14 protein-coding genes are annotated in these 17,378 nt (G+C 54.6%); 4 read left to right on the top strand and 10 right to left on the bottom strand.

The window, feature by feature from the left end:
* Window positions 1-45: 45 nt before the first annotated feature.
* Together JAO32_RS08165 and JAO32_RS08160 are read right to left on the bottom strand one after the other, a co-directional pair.
* Window positions 46-1,518 (bottom strand): metallophosphoesterase, encoded by a 1,473-nt coding sequence (locus JAO32_RS08165; RefSeq protein WP_334239309.1) that lies wholly within the window; start codon window positions 1,516-1,518, stop codon window positions 46-48.
* Between the two features lie 13 nt (window positions 1,519-1,531).
* Window positions 1,532-2,953, bottom strand: coding sequence for a multicopper oxidase family protein (locus JAO32_RS08160; RefSeq protein ID WP_334239307.1), 1,422 nt, complete (start codon window positions 2,951-2,953; stop codon window positions 1,532-1,534).
* Between the two features lie 363 nt (window positions 2,954-3,316).
* On the opposite strand from JAO32_RS08160, the gene JAO32_RS08155 reads away from it, so the two are divergent.
* From JAO32_RS08155 to JAO32_RS08140, 4 genes are all read left to right on the top strand, one after another.
* Complete coding sequence (locus JAO32_RS08155; protein WP_334239305.1) at window positions 3,317-3,607, top strand: alpha/beta hydrolase; 291 nt, start codon at window positions 3,317-3,319, stop codon at window positions 3,605-3,607.
* Window positions 3,583-4,140: a cytochrome P460 family protein gene (locus JAO32_RS08150; protein WP_334239304.1), complete on the top strand. Its 558-nt coding sequence runs from the start codon at window positions 3,583-3,585 to the stop codon at window positions 4,138-4,140. The genes JAO32_RS08155 and JAO32_RS08150 overlap by 25 nt, the downstream gene beginning before the upstream one ends.
* 208 nt (window positions 4,141-4,348) lie before the next feature.
* On the top strand, window positions 4,349-5,680 hold the full coding sequence (miaB, locus tag JAO32_RS08145) for a tRNA (N6-isopentenyl adenosine(37)-C2)-methylthiotransferase MiaB (protein WP_334239302.1): 1,332 nt from the start codon (window positions 4,349-4,351) through the stop codon (window positions 5,678-5,680).
* Entirely contained in the window at window positions 5,677-6,216 is a 540-nt protein-coding gene (locus JAO32_RS08140) for a bifunctional nuclease family protein (RefSeq protein WP_334239301.1), read from the top strand. The genes miaB and JAO32_RS08140 overlap by 4 nt, the downstream gene beginning before the upstream one ends.
* 42 nt (window positions 6,217-6,258) lie before the next feature.
* Here the strand turns inward: JAO32_RS08140 and JAO32_RS08135 are convergent, their stop codons facing one another.
* The 8 genes from JAO32_RS08135 to hpt all read right to left on the bottom strand — a co-directional run bounded on the left by JAO32_RS08135 (window position 6,259) and on the right by hpt (window position 17,377).
* Entirely contained in the window at window positions 6,259-7,362 is a 1,104-nt protein-coding gene (locus JAO32_RS08135) for a glycosyltransferase family 4 protein (RefSeq protein ID WP_334239299.1), read from the bottom strand.
* Between the two features lie 6 nt (window positions 7,363-7,368).
* Window positions 7,369-8,667 carry a 3-phosphoshikimate 1-carboxyvinyltransferase gene (aroA, locus tag JAO32_RS08130; protein ID WP_334239298.1) on the bottom strand — a complete coding sequence of 433 codons (1,299 nt, stop codon included), beginning with the start codon at window positions 8,665-8,667 and terminating at the stop codon, window positions 7,369-7,371.
* A gap of 31 nt (window positions 8,668-8,698) precedes the next feature.
* Complete coding sequence (locus JAO32_RS08125) at window positions 8,699-10,702, bottom strand: SpoIIE family protein phosphatase (RefSeq protein ID WP_334239296.1); 2,004 nt, start codon at window positions 10,700-10,702, stop codon at window positions 8,699-8,701.
* A 39-nt stretch (window positions 10,703-10,741) separates the two neighbouring features.
* Window positions 10,742-11,488, bottom strand: a complete 747-nt coding sequence (gene deoC, locus JAO32_RS08120; RefSeq protein WP_334239294.1) for a deoxyribose-phosphate aldolase — start codon at window positions 11,486-11,488, stop codon at window positions 10,742-10,744.
* A 93-nt stretch (window positions 11,489-11,581) separates the two neighbouring features.
* Window positions 11,582-13,006: a UdgX family uracil-DNA binding protein gene (locus JAO32_RS08115; RefSeq protein ID WP_334239292.1), complete on the bottom strand. Its 1,425-nt coding sequence runs from the start codon at window positions 13,004-13,006 to the stop codon at window positions 11,582-11,584.
* A gap of 14 nt (window positions 13,007-13,020) precedes the next feature.
* Window positions 13,021-14,307, bottom strand: coding sequence for a putative DNA modification/repair radical SAM protein (locus JAO32_RS08110; protein WP_334239289.1), 1,287 nt, complete (start codon window positions 14,305-14,307; stop codon window positions 13,021-13,023).
* Between the two features lie 145 nt (window positions 14,308-14,452).
* Window positions 14,453-16,741, bottom strand: a complete 2,289-nt coding sequence (locus tag JAO32_RS08105) for a Tex family protein (RefSeq protein WP_334239287.1) — start codon at window positions 16,739-16,741, stop codon at window positions 14,453-14,455.
* A 78-nt stretch (window positions 16,742-16,819) separates the two neighbouring features.
* Complete coding sequence (gene hpt / locus JAO32_RS08100) at window positions 16,820-17,377, bottom strand: hypoxanthine phosphoribosyltransferase (RefSeq protein WP_334239369.1); 558 nt, start codon at window positions 17,375-17,377, stop codon at window positions 16,820-16,822.
* Window position 17,378 lies beyond the last annotated feature (1 nt).

The raw sequence follows: 17,378 nt of genomic DNA, 5'->3' as shown, positions 1-17,378 counted from the left end.
AAGGCCTGCAAGTTGAAGAGTGCAACTTCGCAGGCATCTCATTTGCTAATGAATATCCACGCTCTTCAGGATGCTTCCATCAAGACCAACAATCGAGAGCTTCAGCGTGTTTTGATCCGCTTCGATAACGTTGAAGCCATTCTGCTTTGCTTGAAATGTCGAACGAGCGTAGTTCTTTTGGGTGAAGTCGTACAGAGAGGCACCTGCTGCTCCACTTACCAAAAAATTCACACCGCCGTCTGACTTCAACTCCTGCAGGTTATGGTCATGGCCGCACAGGAACAGATTGACGCGGTTGCGCAGCACGGGCATAAGACGATCAATCAAGTTTTGTTCGTCGCCACGTGAAGCGGAATAGACCTGGTAGTGGCCGTAGACGATCTTCCAACGCGCCTTGCTTTTGGCAATTTCAGCATCAAGCCATGCGAGTTGTTGCTGGTACAGGGCGGTATCCGACATCTCCATGGTGTCGATTGCAAAAAACTGAACCGGACCAGCGGTATACGTGTAGAACGTGGCTGGCATCCGCCATGTCTTGCTTTTGAATGTGTAGATCACTTCGGCAGCGGGGCCGTCGGCGGGCAGATAATCGTGATTACCAAGAGTGGGATAAAACGGAATTCCAAGTGGCCCGTAAACCTTTTCCCAATCATTGTCCCAATGAGGATCATTGGGACTGGTCACTCCACGCGGATAGAAATTGTCGCCAACCGTAATACCGAAGTCAAAGGGATGTTGCTTGCTGTAAGCGATCATCGTCACAGCAAGTTGTTTCTGCGCGGGAGAACCGTTGCCGAAATCACCGAAGGCGAGAACACGGATGGCTTTGCCATCTGGTGCTGCTGCAAAAACAGGTGGTGGTGTGCGAAGGAATGAAGGGAGATTAACCTGCTCGTCGTAGGTGAGCCAATCGTAGGCCTCCTTGCGCAGCGCAGCTTCTCCGGCAGAATCCTTCCGCTGATGCGCATTTTCTGCAGCTTCCAGAAGAAACTGCCCATTGAGACCCCAGTTCAGCTTGCGGAGATCGCGCGCTGCTTCAAGAGCGACATCTGCATTTGTGTCAGTTGCAACCAGATGTTCCAGAACCGCTTGAAGCTGGCGTCGCTTTGTGGGCTGCTCTGTAATTTCGCTATGAACAGCGGCGGGCGAATGGAGAGGACGATAGGAAGCTTGCATGGAGTGAACCTGGCCACGCAGACTTTGCGTGAGGATAAGCAGTCGGTCTTGCGCATCCGTATCTTTTTCAAGCTGTGTCGTCAGAAAATCAAAGGCCTGCGGTTGTTGCCCAATGTACTTTAGTGCAAGGATGAATCCCGCTTCTGGTTGGGCGGCAATCTTCTTTAGCGCTGCCTGCTGTTCTTCCACAGGGATAGTGATGTGGAGATTGTTGAGTTCATTGAGATACGGCGTAGGGATCGTAGGTACGAGTTCCGGAAGGAGAGCCTTATTTTGTTGCGCTGAGGCACAAACGGAACAGGCAGCTAGCGTAAAGAGCAATGTTGTGCGTAATGAATTCATCAGAGCGTGCTTTCTAAGAGATGGAGAGAAGTGTCTTAAGGCCGCAGTCCATATGCATCTGGTTGTGGCAATGGAGTAGTGCAGGCCCACCGTTATCCGGCAGAACATCGAATTGAACCTGTTGAAAGGGAGGCACGACCACGGTGTCTTTCCGAATGCCTGCACATGGCTGTCCTGCAATGCTGGTCAATTCAAAAGGAAAACGATGGAGATGCATGGGATGGGCTTCATCAGAGTTGTTGTAGAGTGTGATCCGACTTCGCTCTCCCACTCTTAGCTTCTGTTGCACAGAAGACAGAGGAACCATCGCCCACCGTTCGAATCCGTCAGGACCTGAAGGCCGACGTTCTATGCGGTAAGAAAGATTGTTATTACTCAGCTCCTCGTTTTTGGTCACAGCAGAGAAACGAAGATAGTTCCAGGGGGTGGTGTCTGCAGGAGGACTCCAGATCGGCTTTCCTGCACGATCTGCATATTCAATAACAACGCCCATTCCAAGTGCACGATGTTGGTCGTCCGGTGAGCCCAGAACCCATATGCCAGGAGTATCCATGACAACGATTGCATCCAGGCGCTCACCCACTCCCAGTTCAAGAACTTCAACCAAAGCGGGTTTGGGAACTGGATATCCATCGAGTGCAACAATCAGGAAGCAGTGTCCTGGAAGAGATAGCTTCAGATGTTCTGTTGCGCTGGCATTCAAAATGCGAAAGAGAAGGCGCTCGTTGTTGCGAACGCGAATAGGTTCGCCCGCTCCAAGAATCTTTCCATTGATGGTGGCAGCGCGATACACAATGTCCCATCCATCGTCAGGAATCTCTTCGCCTTCTTCGGATTCATTGTCTATGCGCAGGTGATGCATTTCTTCCAGCGACCGCTCATTGCCTGCGGTGTCAAAGATGCGCGGCTCCCATTCATGACTGGTGAGAAAGACTTCTTGATCAAAAGATTCAGCGCATGCCAGAGAACCAATGACCATCGGAACGAGCTGCCCACTGTAAGGGCCACGGGTGAGATCGTGTTCGCACATAGCGTGCGAGTGCGCAAAGTAAAATCCCGGCTCGCTTGGAGGCAAAGTGTAGTTAAGAACGCCTTCAGCAAGTACGCCAAAGCTATTCTCTTCCGGCGTTCCATCCAATGCAGCAGACACGCGTAGGCCATGCCAGTGCACAAACTCTTCTTCGTTTGTGTTGTTGGTGATCCGAATCTCCGTAGGATGATCAGACTGCAAGCGGATCACTGAACCCGGTGGATGATCTATATAGCTTGTTGCACGGATGAATCGATTGTCTGCGATTTCTATTGAAGATAAAGCTAGATTCAGCTTCAAATGCTGGCGTGGCCTTTGTCCAAAAGAGCCGACGAAGCTGTCCGCGAGACAAATCGCTGAACCGGCGAGAAACTGCCGTCGGCTTACATTCCAGCTGATAGCCATGAATCAACATCTCCTACAGAGGCAATACGAGCATCCTGCAAAAACAACTTCAGTGCCTATCTCGCTCTTGCAGGCGTAGGTGTGTTTAAAGAATACGTTGCATTCGTATTGATCAAATGAACGGAGCTTACTCAGCTGTAATTACAAGAGTGCAAACATGCACAATGCGGCTTCCTATTGAGGCCCGCGTCGTGCATCGCAGATCATTGCCCGTTTCAGCGGGTCTTAACGGAGTGATCGAAAGGCCGCGCGGATTTCAGCAGTGAGTACATCAGGTTGTTCCCAGGCAGCAAAGTGCCCGCCTTTGTCTACGTCGTGAAAATAGTACAGCGACGGATATGCTTGCTCTGTGCGAGGCGCGCGATGACTCTTACGACATATAAGTTGGCCGCTGAACCGGTAATCACCGTGCCCACGATCACGATGGAAGGCGATGCGAACGGCGCGCCCCACCCGGACAGCAACAATTATGCGAAGAAGTTTTCTGGCAAGTATGAGCATCGTCTGATCCGAGGTGGTGTTGGACACAACCTGCCGCAGGAAGCTCCGGAAGCTTGCAAAGGCAATTACCGATGTGGCGAAGCTGTAACCAAGTACATAGAAAACAGGATTGGACAGGAGATCACTCCATGGCGAAAGAGTTGCGCACGATAGAGAAAGTAACCCTGAAGTTGATTGCGGTGCTGGCATTTGGCGCGCCTGCTTTAGCTGGCATCACCTGGTCCCGCGGCCAGAATCTCGTTAAGGCGGACGTGACGCAGAACACGCCTGCGCCCATTACGCTTCCTCTTGATTACAGAGATTGGAAATTGGTCTCAGTGGCTCACGAGGCAGGAAAGCTGAACGATCTGCGTGCTGTATTAGGGAATGATCTGGCCATCGACGCGTATCGCGACGGGGCTACATCTTTTCCTGATGGAGCCATCATTGCTCGGCTGGCATGGACGTATACGCCATCTGAGGAGAACAACAAGGCGTTCGGCCAGGAACAGTCTTTCGTCGCTGGCACTCCCACAAACGTTCAGCTCATGGTGAAGGATACAAAGCGATTTGCCTCAACCGGTGGTTGGGGTTACGCCCAGTTCACCGATGGCAAGCCTGCAGCGATTGATCCTGTGAAGTCGTGCTATTCCTGCCACACGCCAGCGAAGCAGCATGACTACGTCTTCACTCATTACGCTCACTAGAGCTAATTCACGCGATATCCATCATCAAGGTTGGTTCAAGTCCGAGAAAGAGAAGACGGAGATAAGCCTCTACATCGGCCATGGAGAGGCTATTGTGTGGCCGACGTAAATGAAAGGGCGTGCTATCCAAGCGGCTTTAGCATGAATGAGACCATGTTTTCGCCGCAGATTCGCCTTTGATCTTCGCGGGACGTATACTTTAAGGGTGATGAGTACCCCCGCGAAGACCTTCTATATCGAAACCTTTGGCTGCCAGATGAATGCCCATGACTCGGAAAAAGTCATTGGCACACTGGAGCATGAAGGATATTCGCGCGTGGAAGATGAGGAGGCCGCTGACCTCATCCTGTACAACACCTGTTCCATCCGCGACAAGGCGGAGCAGAAGGTCTTCCATCGTCTGAATGAATACAAGCGCATGCAAGGCGAAGGAAAGAAGTTCGCCGTGCTGGGCTGTGTCGCGCAGCAGGAAGGCAACAAGATTTTTGAGAAGGCGCCGTTTGTGTCGCTTGTATCTGGTTCGGCTTCTTACCGCAACCTACCTGAGATGCTGGTGCGGCTCGAAGCAGGCGAAAAGCGCATTACCGGATTGGATGATCGCCAGACGGAAGAAACCTTTGACACCGAGTTCACCGCGCGTTCTAACCCGCATCGCGGCTACATCACCATCATCGAAGGTTGCGATAAGTTTTGCTCTTATTGCGTCGTGCCCTATACGCGCGGTAAAGAACGGTCGCGTTCGTCAGAGAGTATTCTTGCTGAGGCAAAGCGCATGGCGGAGGCTGGTTACACGGATATTCAGCTTTTGGGCCAGAATGTGAACAGCTACCATGATCCGTTAGGCAAGAAGAGTTTTGCCGATGTACTGGCGATGGTAGGCGAACTGTCCGGTGTTCGGCGTGTACGTTTCACCACGTCGCATCCGCGGGACTTTACGCCGGACATTGTGCAGGTAATCGACAGCATGACGACGGTTTGCGATCACGTACATCTGCCGGTACAAAGCGGATCGTCCGCTGTATTGAAGGCCATGCAGCGTGAATACACGCGTGAGTGGTACCTGGAGCGTATTGCGTGGATCAAGTCTGCGAAACGTGACATCAGCATGACGACGGACATTATTGTCGGTTTCCCCGGTGAGACCGAGGAAGACTTTGAGGAGACGATGAGTCTTCTCGATGTAGTTGGGTATGATGGCGTGTTTGCGTTTCAGTATTCGCCCCGGCCAAACACCCCGGCAGTTGGAATGTCAGAGACCGTTTCGGATGAGGTAAAAGCTGCTCGTCTGCAGCGTCTGCTTGATGCTCAGCGCGAACGGCAACGTGTCAGCTACGAACGTCATCTAGACCAGATTGTGGAAGTGATGGTGGAGGGATATAACCATCAACGAGGTCAGGTTACCGGCCGCACGTCGCAGAATAAAACGCTGAACTTCACGACGGCGTCACCCATTTTGCCGGCGATCGGCAGCTACTTGAATGTGCGCGTGACAAAGACGTATCCGAACAGCCTTGTGGGTGAGGCAGTGAGCGCAGAATGAGCGATTCCGCACAGCAGCTTCGCGATTCCATCGCCTCCGAAAACACGCGGGAGGAGATTGAGGTCCGCATCCGTGGGCTGATGATGGACCCTGTCACCAACATGCCCATGGTGGTGCTGAAAGATGTCAACGGCGATGACGTATTGCCAATCTGGGTCGGCATCTTCGAAGCGAATGCGATTGCTCTGGAGATTGAGAAGAATGCACCGCCTCGGCCGATGACGCATGATCTGATGCGCAATCTTCTGCGGTCGCTTGATGTGCGTGTGACACGAGTTGTGATCTCAGAGTTGAAGGATGACACATTCTTCGCGATCCTCTGGATGGAGCGCAACGGCGAAGTATTGACGATGGATGCTCGTCCATCTGATGCGCTGGCTTTAGCTATGCGTACGGACTGCCCGATCTATGTCAACCGAACCGTGATGGACGCTGCGCGCGCGGGGCAAAAGGGAAGCCGCGATGTGAACTCGGACGAGCTTCGCCGCTGGCTTGAGGGCTTGGGCGACGACGATATGGGCCAATACAAGATGTAGTTCGTTTGGTGAAAGAACTACATCGCGGATGTCGATTCGCGGTCAGACCCAGTGGCAAAGCTTGGCGACGCGTTCGGCCCATTCCTCCTCGGAATTGATCGGAGGTAAAGGTTGGCCAAAGTGACGGCCTTCGGCGGTGCTGAACATTGCTTGTCGCAGAGCGGGCGTCATGGCTTCTACTCCTCCCTCAAAAACAGTTGCCCATGGGGTATCAAGCAGAATATCGCTAACGCCGCTTTCGCGATGCAACAGTACAGGCATACCAGATTGCAGTGCTTCCACTGCGGGAATACCAAAGCCCTGCAACGCAGGCATCAGAAACAAATGAGACTCACGAATTAGCTGGCGAAGGTCCTCGTCGGAGACAAAGCCAAGAAAATGGACACGCTGTGCGATACCGAGTGACTCAGCCATCGTTCGTAGCACGTCAATTTGAGAGCCTTTACCTGCCAGCCGGAGATGCCAGTCAAAGCGCGAAGAAAGTGGAGTCGTGTCTTGCTCGAGCGCTGCGAGCGACTGCAGCATCCAGTCGATGCGCTTGTTCCTTTCAATGCGAGATACGGAGAGCAGATTCAGCGTTTCGGAGTACACGCGCTCATGAAAACCATCTGCAGAAGGAAGGCCGCCCATACGTGCAATCTTGGCGTCGATACCGAAGTCTTTGCGGCACTCTCTGCGTAAAAACTCACTGGTTACGATGGTTGTGCCGCCCGAGCGAAGACCACGCGCAATCAGAAAGTTCTGCAGTTGAATACGCAGTTTTGCTTTCAGAGTCCGATGGGCCGCATCGCTGAAAAGGGCAGGCGTATCGTGCATGAGGCAATGGAAGCCGCGTGCGCCAGCCAATGTGGCATGAAGCGCGGGTTGATAACCGGAGACGATAAGCCGCGACTGTTCTGAACCACCTGCAAAGTGTTGTTTCAGCGCTGCGAGTTTGCTACGGAATCCTCCGCCTGGATTGAGCGCGACGACTTCCAGAGGATGCGATACATACTTTGAAAGTCCGACGGAATCTCGGTAGGTGAGAATCCGATTCGCAATGCCATGCTCATACAGCCAGCGCGACAGCGCGAGATCGGCACGCTCCGCGCCGCCGAAAGCCTCCACCTCTGCGATGAAAATCTCTACCGGCGGCACGGTCGTCATGCGCTTCTATCGCTCCGAAATCTGGTTGAGCAATGGAAAGAATTCCGGGAAGGAGATGGCAGCAGCCTCTGCACCATGGATGGTGGTTTCACCTTCCGCGCGCAGTGCTGCAACGGCAAACGCCATCGCAATACGATGGTCATCAGCAGAGTCGACAACGCCACCGCGAAGCTTCTGGTTGCCCGGAACGTGCAAGCCGTCCTCGAACTCTTCCACTTCAGCGCCCATGGCTCGCAGGTTCTGTACCACGAGAGCAATGCGATCTGATTCCTTCACGCGAAGTTCCTTCGCATTCCGAATGGTCACGCCGGTGCTTGTATATGGTCCGATCGCTGCAAGGACAGGAAGCTCGTCAATGATGAGTGCTGGAAGATCACCAACGATCTCAGCGCCTTTAAGTTCCGCAGCGCCGTTTACCTGAATCGTGCCGATCATCTCACCGTGCTTTTCTTCCAGATTCAGAACCTTCACCTGAAGTCCCATGGATGCGAGTACGTCGAGCAGTGTGGAGCGGGATGGGTTCATTCCCACGTCATCCAGCACAAGCTGAGCATCGGGGAAGAGAACCGTCGCACACAGGAAGAATGCTGCAGAAGAAAGGTCGCCTGGGACGGTAGCTTCAATGGCCTGAAGTTGCTGTCCACCGCGAATTGAGATGGAATCCTTACCCCGTTCCAACTCCGCGCCAAACGCACGTAGTGCGTGTTCCGAGTGGTCGCGTGTGCGTACGGCTTCCTGCAAGGTGGTGGTACCGTCGGCTCCAAGTCCTGCGAACAGGACGGCGGTCTTCACCTGCGCGCTGGCAATGGGGGCGGTGAACTCAATGGCTTTCAATGTACCGCCGTGAACCGTCATTGGCGCATGGCCTTCGGTTAATTCGACCTTCGCGCCCATCTGTTCCAATGGGCCTTTAATACGCTGCATGGGGCGCTTGGTGAGGGAGGCATCGCCAATGAACCGATATGTTCCTTTGTGGCCCGCAACCAGACCGGCGAGCATGCGCATAGTGGAACCAGAGTTGCCGCAGTCCAGGTCACGTGACGGCTGCTGAAATGTGCCGCCCACGCCAGTGACTTCAATAACGCCATCCGGGCGCTTTACAACGGTTGCGCCAAGCGCTTCCATGCAGCTCAGCGAGCTGTGCGGATCTGCGCCGGTGGAGAAGTTTGCGAAGCGCGAGGTGCCTTTGGCCAATCCCGCCAGCATGGCATAGCGGTGCGAGATGCTTTTGTCGCCGGGCAGTCGAACACTGCCGCGGACGGTGCGTGCTGGACGCACAACTTCCGTGGTTCCGTTGTGTGACATGGTTACCATTCTACTGGGTATGAGTGAAGGATCAGCGAACCTGCAGAACCAGCAGGGTTTCGTCATCAAAATGCTCGTGCCCATCCTGGAATTTCGAGACGCTTTCCAGAACTGTCTTTACGGCTGTTTCTGCATCTGTTTCATGCAGATTGTCCAGCACTTCAATGAGACGATCATTGCCAAACATTTCTCCATCGCGGTTTTCGGCGTCGACAATGCCATCGGAGAAGAAGACCAGCAGGTCGCCGGGGCGTGTGCTGATGGTGAACTCTTCATATTCCGCGTTGGGAAAGAGTCCAAGAGGGAAGCCTTCCGCTTCGATGACGCGAGTTCGCATTTGCTCTCCATCAGAGGAGACCAGCATCGGTTGTACTGAACCCGCGTTCGCAATGCTGAGCGTTCGTTCGTCGTCATTCCACACGGCAAAGAGCATGGTGACGTACTGCGAATCCAGCTTCCGCTCCTGCAGCTGGTTGTTCAGTTCCGCCAACATCGCTGCTGGGGAAAGATGTTGCGTGGCCACAGAGCGCAGAATGCCACTGACCAACGCGGCGTACAAAGCGGCAGGCGCAGCCTTCCCGCTCACGTCACCTACAGCAATGGCGACGCGACCATTGCCGTAATCAATGAAGTCATAGACATCGCCGCCGATGGACCGTGCAGGCAGGAACGTTGCCGCAAACTGTGCGTGTGCCAGCGGTTGCGGTGGCGGCGGCAGAAGGCGCATCTGTACTTCGCGCGCCATCTGAAGGTCGCGTTCCATGCGTTGTTCTTCTTCGAAGATGCGTTCGTACAAGCGTGCGTTGGTGATGGCAATGGCAATCTGTCCAGCCAGCGTTGTCAGTGTGCGCTGGTGATCTTCGTTGTAGTAGTTGACGCGTGTGTGCTCCAGCGCAATGACACCGGTGACCTTCTCTTTGTAGATCAGTGGCACAGCAAGCATGGAGCGAACTTCGCCAGATCCGCGTTCGCCGCCAGGAGTGCTGTCGCCTAGATAACGCGGGTCTTTGCGTACATCCGGCACCAGAATGGGATGGCGTTCCGCGGCTGCCAGGCCAAAGATACCCTTACCCATCTCTGCATTGCGATCGCGCTGCACGCGTTCGCCAAAGCGCGTGGAGAAACGATGCATGAACTGCTGTCGACTTTCACTCCATAGCAAAATAGTGAACATCTGAAAGTCGACGACGCGCTTCAATAAGGTGCCGATGCGCTCCAGCAGCGTGTCGAGGTCAAGGATGGACGTAAGTTCACGGCTGATTTCAGCCAGTACTGTCAGCGTTTGTGCCTGACGTGAGAGGCGCGTATATAGGCGGGCGTTCTCCACTGCCACCGCCATACGCGAAGCAACCAGTTCTAATAAACGCCGCTGGTCCTGAGTGAATGCACTCAGTTGTTCGCTCTCAAGATCGATCACGCCAATCACGCGATTCTTGATGATGAGCGGAATGGCGAGTTCGCTCTTCACCGCTGGATTGGCGGAGATGTAATGCGGGGCATGCGTAACGTCGTCCACCAGAACAGACATACGTGTGGCCGCAGCCTGTCCTACGATGCCTTGGCCCATTTTGAGGCGTATGCGTTCCACTTCAGGAGCATGGCCCACCTGAAAGCGCATCCATAATTCCTGCGTGCGATCGTTCAACAGGAAGATGGCAAAGATCCGGTAGTCCACCACGGCGCGCACCAGTTCGGCCACGCGCAGCATCAGCGTCTGTAGATCCAGCGTGTTGTTCAGCGCATCGGCAAGACGCAGCAGGAAGTCGACATGCTCGGAATGCACGCGGATGCGGTTTTCCGGGTGTCCAGGCGAAACCGGGTCTATCACCATGTCGTGATTCGGGATGTCGACACGGACGGTATCATCTGCCTGCGCGCCGGGGCTGGGACGATAGTCACCTTCAAAGTAATGGGAAGGCGTCTCCGCTTCTTCGGGGCCTTGCAGCCGCACTTCGGAGGCATCAGAGGCACGCGACTGCGTGACCACACGCAGCGGCTTACCTTCGCGCTTTCCCTTGTCCCCAAGTGCGGTCATATACCTGCTTGCCTTTGTAGCAGAGGTGAGGTCTTACTTTTAGTAGCCGGAACCGCCGGAGTCACCTTTGGCCGTTCCTGTCAGCTCCTGCACAATGCGCACGCTTGCGCTTGCGCCAATGCGGTTTGCCCCTGCCTTCAACATTGCTTTCGCATCGGCCAGGGAACGGATACCACCAGATGCCTTTACACCTGAGCGCAGGCCAGCGACGCTGCGCATCTGCGCAATGTCGTCAACGGTGGCGCCGCCGGTAGAGAAGCCGGTGCTGGTTTTGATAAAGTCCGCGCCCGCATTTACGGCAATTTCACTGGCGCGCAGCTTTTCTTCAAAGTTCAGCAGCGCCGTTTCCAGAATGACCTTCACAATGGAACCGCGTTCGTGCGCAGCGTCGACTACGCCACGGATGTCATTGGCCACGGTGTCATATTCGCCGCCCTTGAGAGCACCAATGTTCAACACCATGTCGACATCATGAGCGCCCAGCGCAATGACGCGTTTTGCCTCGTCCACTTTCGATTCGGCGAGGGAAGCCCCAAGCGGAAATCCGATTACAACACCCACAGGCACACCCGTGCCAGCCAGTGCTGCTGCAGCGGTGGATACCCAGAACGGATTCACCATGGCGCAGGCAAAGCGATACTGTGCCGCCTCTTCGCAGATCTGCAGGACCTGTGCGCGTGTGGCGTCCGCCTTCAGCAGCGTATGATCCAGCGTTGCCGCCAGTGCGCGCGGGCTGCTCACGGCATGTTCGTAAAAGCTCTCGGGGGTGTATGTCGATTCCATCATGTAAAAACTCTCTATTCAGAAGGCCGTCAAAAGGCCCAAAGGACATCATATCCTCAGACGCGGCAGCCTGTTCATGTCAATGGCAAACGTAACCTAGGCGGCCTTCATGACAAACCTATATGCCGCTAACAGGTCATTGAGGAGATGTTGATACAGCGTATGGCGCATCTCTTCATCAGGCGCGCGCAGGACCGCTGAAGGATGGATCGTTGCCATTACGTGTTCCGCAAACGGCGTTGAAAGCACCTTGCCTCTATCACGCATCAGTCCGAATGTCCCTCCCAGCAGAGATTTTGCGGCAGAAGCACCGAGGCAAAGTACCAGCTTGGGCTTCAGGGCATCCAGTTCGGCTAACAACCACGGCTTGCACGCGGTAATCTCACTCATCCTGGGATTCTGGTGAAGACGCGATTTTCCGCGTTGCACAAATTTGAAGTGTTTCACCGCGTTTGTCATAAAGATGTCGCTGTCGGCTATGCCTGCTTCCGCCATCGCTTTTCTCAGCACGCCTCCTGCCGGCCCAACGAAGGGCAAGCCTTGCAGGTCTTCCTGGTCACCCGGCTGTTCACCCACCAGCATGAGCGGAGCATGTCCAGCGCCACGACCCGGCACGACATGCGTCGCATGCTTGTAAAGTTCGCACCCCTTGCATGTTGGCAGAGCTTCGCGGATCAAAGTCAGCGTGTGTTTCGCGGGAACAAATGGAGCGGCGCTTGGCTTGCCAGCCTGAATTGCGACCATACCCTCCACGCGCTTCGCTGCCGTTGTCATCAACTGTGGGAGTAACTCAATCTCCGGCAAGTTGCCCCAGTAACGTACTGGCATGTGCCCACGCATTGCATCCGGATTTAACCTAGCCGGATTAAAGATGCTCGCATAGTAACTCTTCCATAGTTCCTCCAGTTCATCGCTGGATGGAGCCTGTTCCCGCGTCACAGGTGGCCCATATTGCAATTGCTTCGTAGACGGTTCCCAGGATGCAGATCCATCCGGTGTAAGGATGGACCACCGCATAACGGCAAATCGCTCCGCAAAGAATGGTGCTGCCAGCTTTAGGATGTGGTGCTGCGGCTCATACCACGCAATAAACCGCTCCTCACCGTCCTGCTCCTCCACCCGCCTGAAGCGGACAAAGGCATGCATCTTGTGCTCGTCGCGCCGCACCTGTTCTGCCAGGCGGAACAGGGCATTTACATCGGCGTCGACTTGCACCTTCATCAGCTCCCGTTGTCTCTGTAATCGCCACAAGAGCCTGTAAAGGAGATTCCACCGCTGCGGATCGTTATGATATGCCGCGATGACCGCCATCTCCATGAAGCTCTTGGGAACATGTGGCCTTGTGTCAGGTACATCCTGTGTCAGGTCTGCCGAGCAAATATCCTCTGCGGAAAACAATTCTGACGTACCGGCATACGCTGGGTCGTAAAAGTCGATCGCTTCAGGCGGAATGCTCTTCGCTACGGCCGCGCGCGCTAACTTTCGCCACTCCGCAAATTCCTGAGCAATCCGAATACGCATCACGCCTGCGGCATTCACAACGAACCCCACATGGCAGATCGCGCCGCATCTTCAAACAATGTCATCTGCCGCATGGATGATGTATCGCCGCGTGATGGATGTGCCTGTGTGTCCTTGTCAATGAGTTCGGACGGAGTCCTATTCAACGGCAGATGATCTGCGGTTACAACAAATTGTGCAGCGTCTTGCCAGCGAACATGCAGCTTACGCAAATCATCGCTCGTCAACCGATGGTAACGGCGTATCGACAAAATCCTATCAACATTGCGGTATCCCAATCCGGGAACTCGTAGCAGGGCCTCTCTCGGAGCCGTATTCACGTCTACAGGGAAGAACTCCGGGTGTCGTCTCGCCCATCCCAGTTTCGGATCGGACGCAAGATCAAGGTCAGGGGCCTCTGCTGTCGTAATTTCCTCAGCAGCGAAGCCGTAATGCCGCATCAGCCAGTCCGCCTGGTACAAGCGATGCTCACGAAGCATCGGCGAAGCTTTCAATGGCAGTCGTGTATCAGCCTCTGGATATGGTGAAAAGCCGGTGTAATACACCCGCTTCAGCTTGTAGTTGTTGTACAGGCTATTGGCGCGCGCAATGATCTCGCGATCCGTCGAGGGCGTCGCTCCAATGACCATCTGCGTACTCTGACCTGCCGGTGCAAACGTCGGGGCATGCGCGAAGTGTTTGCGGTCGTAGTCTGCTTCTTCCTTCCGAAATCGAATCTGCGTCATTGTCATTTCAATAACGTCCGACTTCTTTTCCGGGGCAAGCTGTACCAAATCCTGTTGCGTAGGCAGTTCGATGTTCGCTGACAGGCGATCAGCATATAAACCAGCCTCGTCAATCAAACGTTGCGCGCAACCCGGAATCGCCTTGATGTGAATGTATCCCCCAAAATGGTGCACTGTCCGCAGAGTCTTTGCGACCGCGACAAGCTGCTCCATGGTGTAATCCGGCGACTGAATGATCCCACTTGAAAGGAACAGCCCTTCAATGTAATTCCGCTTATAGAAATCCAGCGTCAGTTGCACGACTTCCTGCGGAGTAAACCGGGCGCGACGAATATCGCTGCTGACACGATTGACGCAAAATACGCAGTCGTATGTGCAGAAGTTCGTCAGAAGCAGTTTCAACAGGGAGATACAGCGGCCATCCGGGGTATAGCTATGGCAGATTCCCGTTCCGTCGCTGTGTCCGACACCTTTGCCATTGCTGCTCCGCTTGGCACCGGACGAGGCACACGATGCGTCATACTTCGCCGCATCGGCAAGAATCTCCAGCTTCTGCTTGACCGTCATCGAAGCCATAGCGCTGTAAATATGATAGCGAATAAATGGCGAATACGATATGTGAAAGTTCATCGATTGATCCGGCTGGAATCAGCTCGCAGCTCTGTAAATCAAACGAAAATGCCCCCACGAATCGTGAGGGCATTTGGGTATTTCATAAGAGCTACCGCCCGGTTGGAGCGTTACTCCGCCATTTTGTATTGAGAGCGGCAAGCTTATCCGCCATGGACGATGGCTCAGGTTGCCGCTGTTGTTGCGGACGGTTGCCTCCGCGCTGCGGCCCCTTTCCGCCCGGTGCTGGTTCCAGTGCCTTGATAGAGAGCGAAATGCGCTTCGTCTTTGCATCTGCGCTCAGAACTTTGGCCTTAACCAACTGTCCGGCCTTCAGAGCTTCGCTGGGATCCTTGATGAACTTATGCGAGATTTCCGAGATGTGGACCAAGCCATCCTGATGCACGCCAATATCAACGAATGCGCCGAACTTCGTCACGTTCGTAACAACGCCTTCCATCACCATGCCAGGTTCCACATCCTGAATTTCGCGCACAGCTTCATTGAAGGTGGGGGCGACGAATGTGTCGCGAGGATCGCGTCCCGGCTTCTTCAACTCCTCCAGAATGTCGTTCAGCGTGTAAGCGCCTGCGCCGAACCCGTCGGTTTTCACCCCGGTTAACAGTTGCGGTTTGCGAATCAGGTCATCAATCGAAGTGCTTAGGGAAGATGCAATCTGTTCCACCAGCGCATACGATTCCGGATGTACCGCGGTTGAATCCAGCGGCTGCTCTCCATCGCGAATGCGGAGAAATCCTGCTGCCTGCTCAAACGTCTTGGGGCCAATACCGGAGACCTCATGCAACTGCTTCCGTGACTGGAAGCGGCCATTGGTGTCGCGGAACTGAACAATGTTCAATGCGATACGTTCGCTAATGCCGGCGACATAACGCAACAGTGTCCATGACGCAGTATTCAGATCGACACCAACGCGGTTTACACAGCTTTCAATCACGGCTTCCAGCGATTGGTTTAACTGTCGCTGATCCACATCGTGCTGATACTGACCAACTCCGATGGACTTGGGATCGACCTTCACCAGCTCTGAAAGTGGATCCTGCAAGCGACGCGCAATGGAGATAGCGCCACGCACCGTCAGGTCGAGGTCCGGGAACTCCTGACGAGCAACGTCCGATGCAGAGTAGACGCTGGCACCTGATTCAGAGACAGTGACCTTGAAGATGCCGCCAAGCTTGTGTTCTGCAAGGAAGTCGCGCACAAAAGCATCTGTCTCACGCGAGGCCGTTCCGTTGCCGATGGCGATGGCGCGGATGTTCTGTGATGCCACCATTGCTGCCAGTTTCTGCGATGCTTCTTTCTCGCGACCGGTATGGGGATAGATCACGTCGTGCGCGAGGAATTTGCCAGTCTCGTCCACGACCGCAATTTTGCATCCGGTACGTAGACCGGGGTCGATGCCCAATACGCGAATCGGTCCAGCCGGAGACGCCATCAACACATGCTGCAGGTTCTCACGGAAGACATCGATCGCTTCCGTGTCTGAACGGCGTTTCAGTTCCAGACGCAGTTCGCCCTGAATCGATGAGTTCAGTAGCCGCTTCCAGCAGTCTTCAATGGCGAGGTTGAGCTGTGCAGTCCAATCGCCGTCGTTCTTCAGAACGCGCGAGCGGATCAGTGCCAGCATGCGCTCTTCTTCCGTTTCGATGAGCCAGTAGAGGATGTTTTCGGCTTCACCACGACGTACTGCCAACATGCGATGCGATGGGATAGTCTTCACCGGCTCGCGATACTCGTAGTACATCTTGAACTTTTCCTGCTCGTCCTTGGCATCGAAGATTTTGCGGCTTACGATCAGGCCTTCTTCAAACATCACGTGGCGCGTGGAGCGCCGCACCTCGGCATCTTCGCTGATGCGCTCGGCAACAATATGTCGCGCACCTTCCAGGGCATCGTCTATGGTGGCAACTTCCTTCGCGGGATCGACCAGCGAAGTGGCAAGGGCAATCAGATCAAGTTCCGCAGGTTCCTGAGCCCAGAGGTAATCTGCCAGCGGCTCCAGGCCTTTCTCGCGTGCGATGGTGGCCTTGGTGCGGCGCTTGGGCTTGTAAGGAAGATACAGATCCTCTAGCTCGCTGCGATCCAGCGTGCCCATGATCTTTGCCTTTAGCTCATCGGTCATCTTGCCCTGTTCCGTGATGGAAGACAGAACGGTTTCACGCCGAGAGACGAACTCGCGGAAGTACGTGATCTTTTCGGCAAGATCGCGAATCTGCACTTCGTCCAGGTTGCCGGTGGCTTCCTTTCGATAGCGCGCGATGAAGGGAACCGTTGAGCCTTCATCCAGCAGCCCCATCACGGCGCGCACGCCGCTGAGCGGGATATTCAGTTCCTGGGCAATGTGGAGGAGGATTTCGGGAGCGAGGGGTTGCACTTCAGCCATACCCGTTCATCCTACCGGCAGTGGCGTTGGAAAACTCTGGTCATGAGAAAAGCCCATGCTTTGCATGGGCTTTGTCGTTTATGCCTTGTCTTCAGGGAATAGGCGGATGTCCGCCACGTTGCGATATTTTTCTGCGTAATCCATGCCGTAGCCAATCACGAAACGATTGGGAATGCTGAAGCAAACATAATCCGCTTCAATGGGAACGAGACGGCGCTCCGGCTTGTCGAGGCAGGTGGCGATCTTCAGCGATGCGGGCTTGTGCTGCAGCATCAAGCGGCGCAAATAGCTCAGGGTCAGGCCGGTATCAAGAATGTCTTCCACCACGATGACATGCTTGCCTTCAATGGGAGTATCCAGGTCCTTAATGAGCTTGACCGCGCCGCTGGAGGTCTTGCCTTTGCCGTAGGAGGACACGGCGACGAAATCGAAGGTGTTGTCCACTTCAATGGCTCGCGCAAGGTCCGCGAGGAAGATTGCGGCACCTTTCAGCACGCCAACGAGGACAATGCTTTCGTCTTTGTAGTCATCGCTGATCTGTTTGCCGATGGCTTTGACGCGTTCGGCAATTTGGTCAGCAGAAAAGAGAATCTCGCACTCAGAGGCGGGAACGGCGGGTATGGTGGGCTTTGCCATG

Origin of the sequence: Terriglobus sp. ADX1 (assembly GCF_036877645.1) — a bacterium.
Taxonomy (GTDB): Bacteria; Acidobacteriota; Terriglobia; order Terriglobales; family Acidobacteriaceae; genus Terriglobus.
Note: the sequence above shows the minus strand (reverse complement) of the source record. Positions and strands in the feature narration are given on the sequence as shown.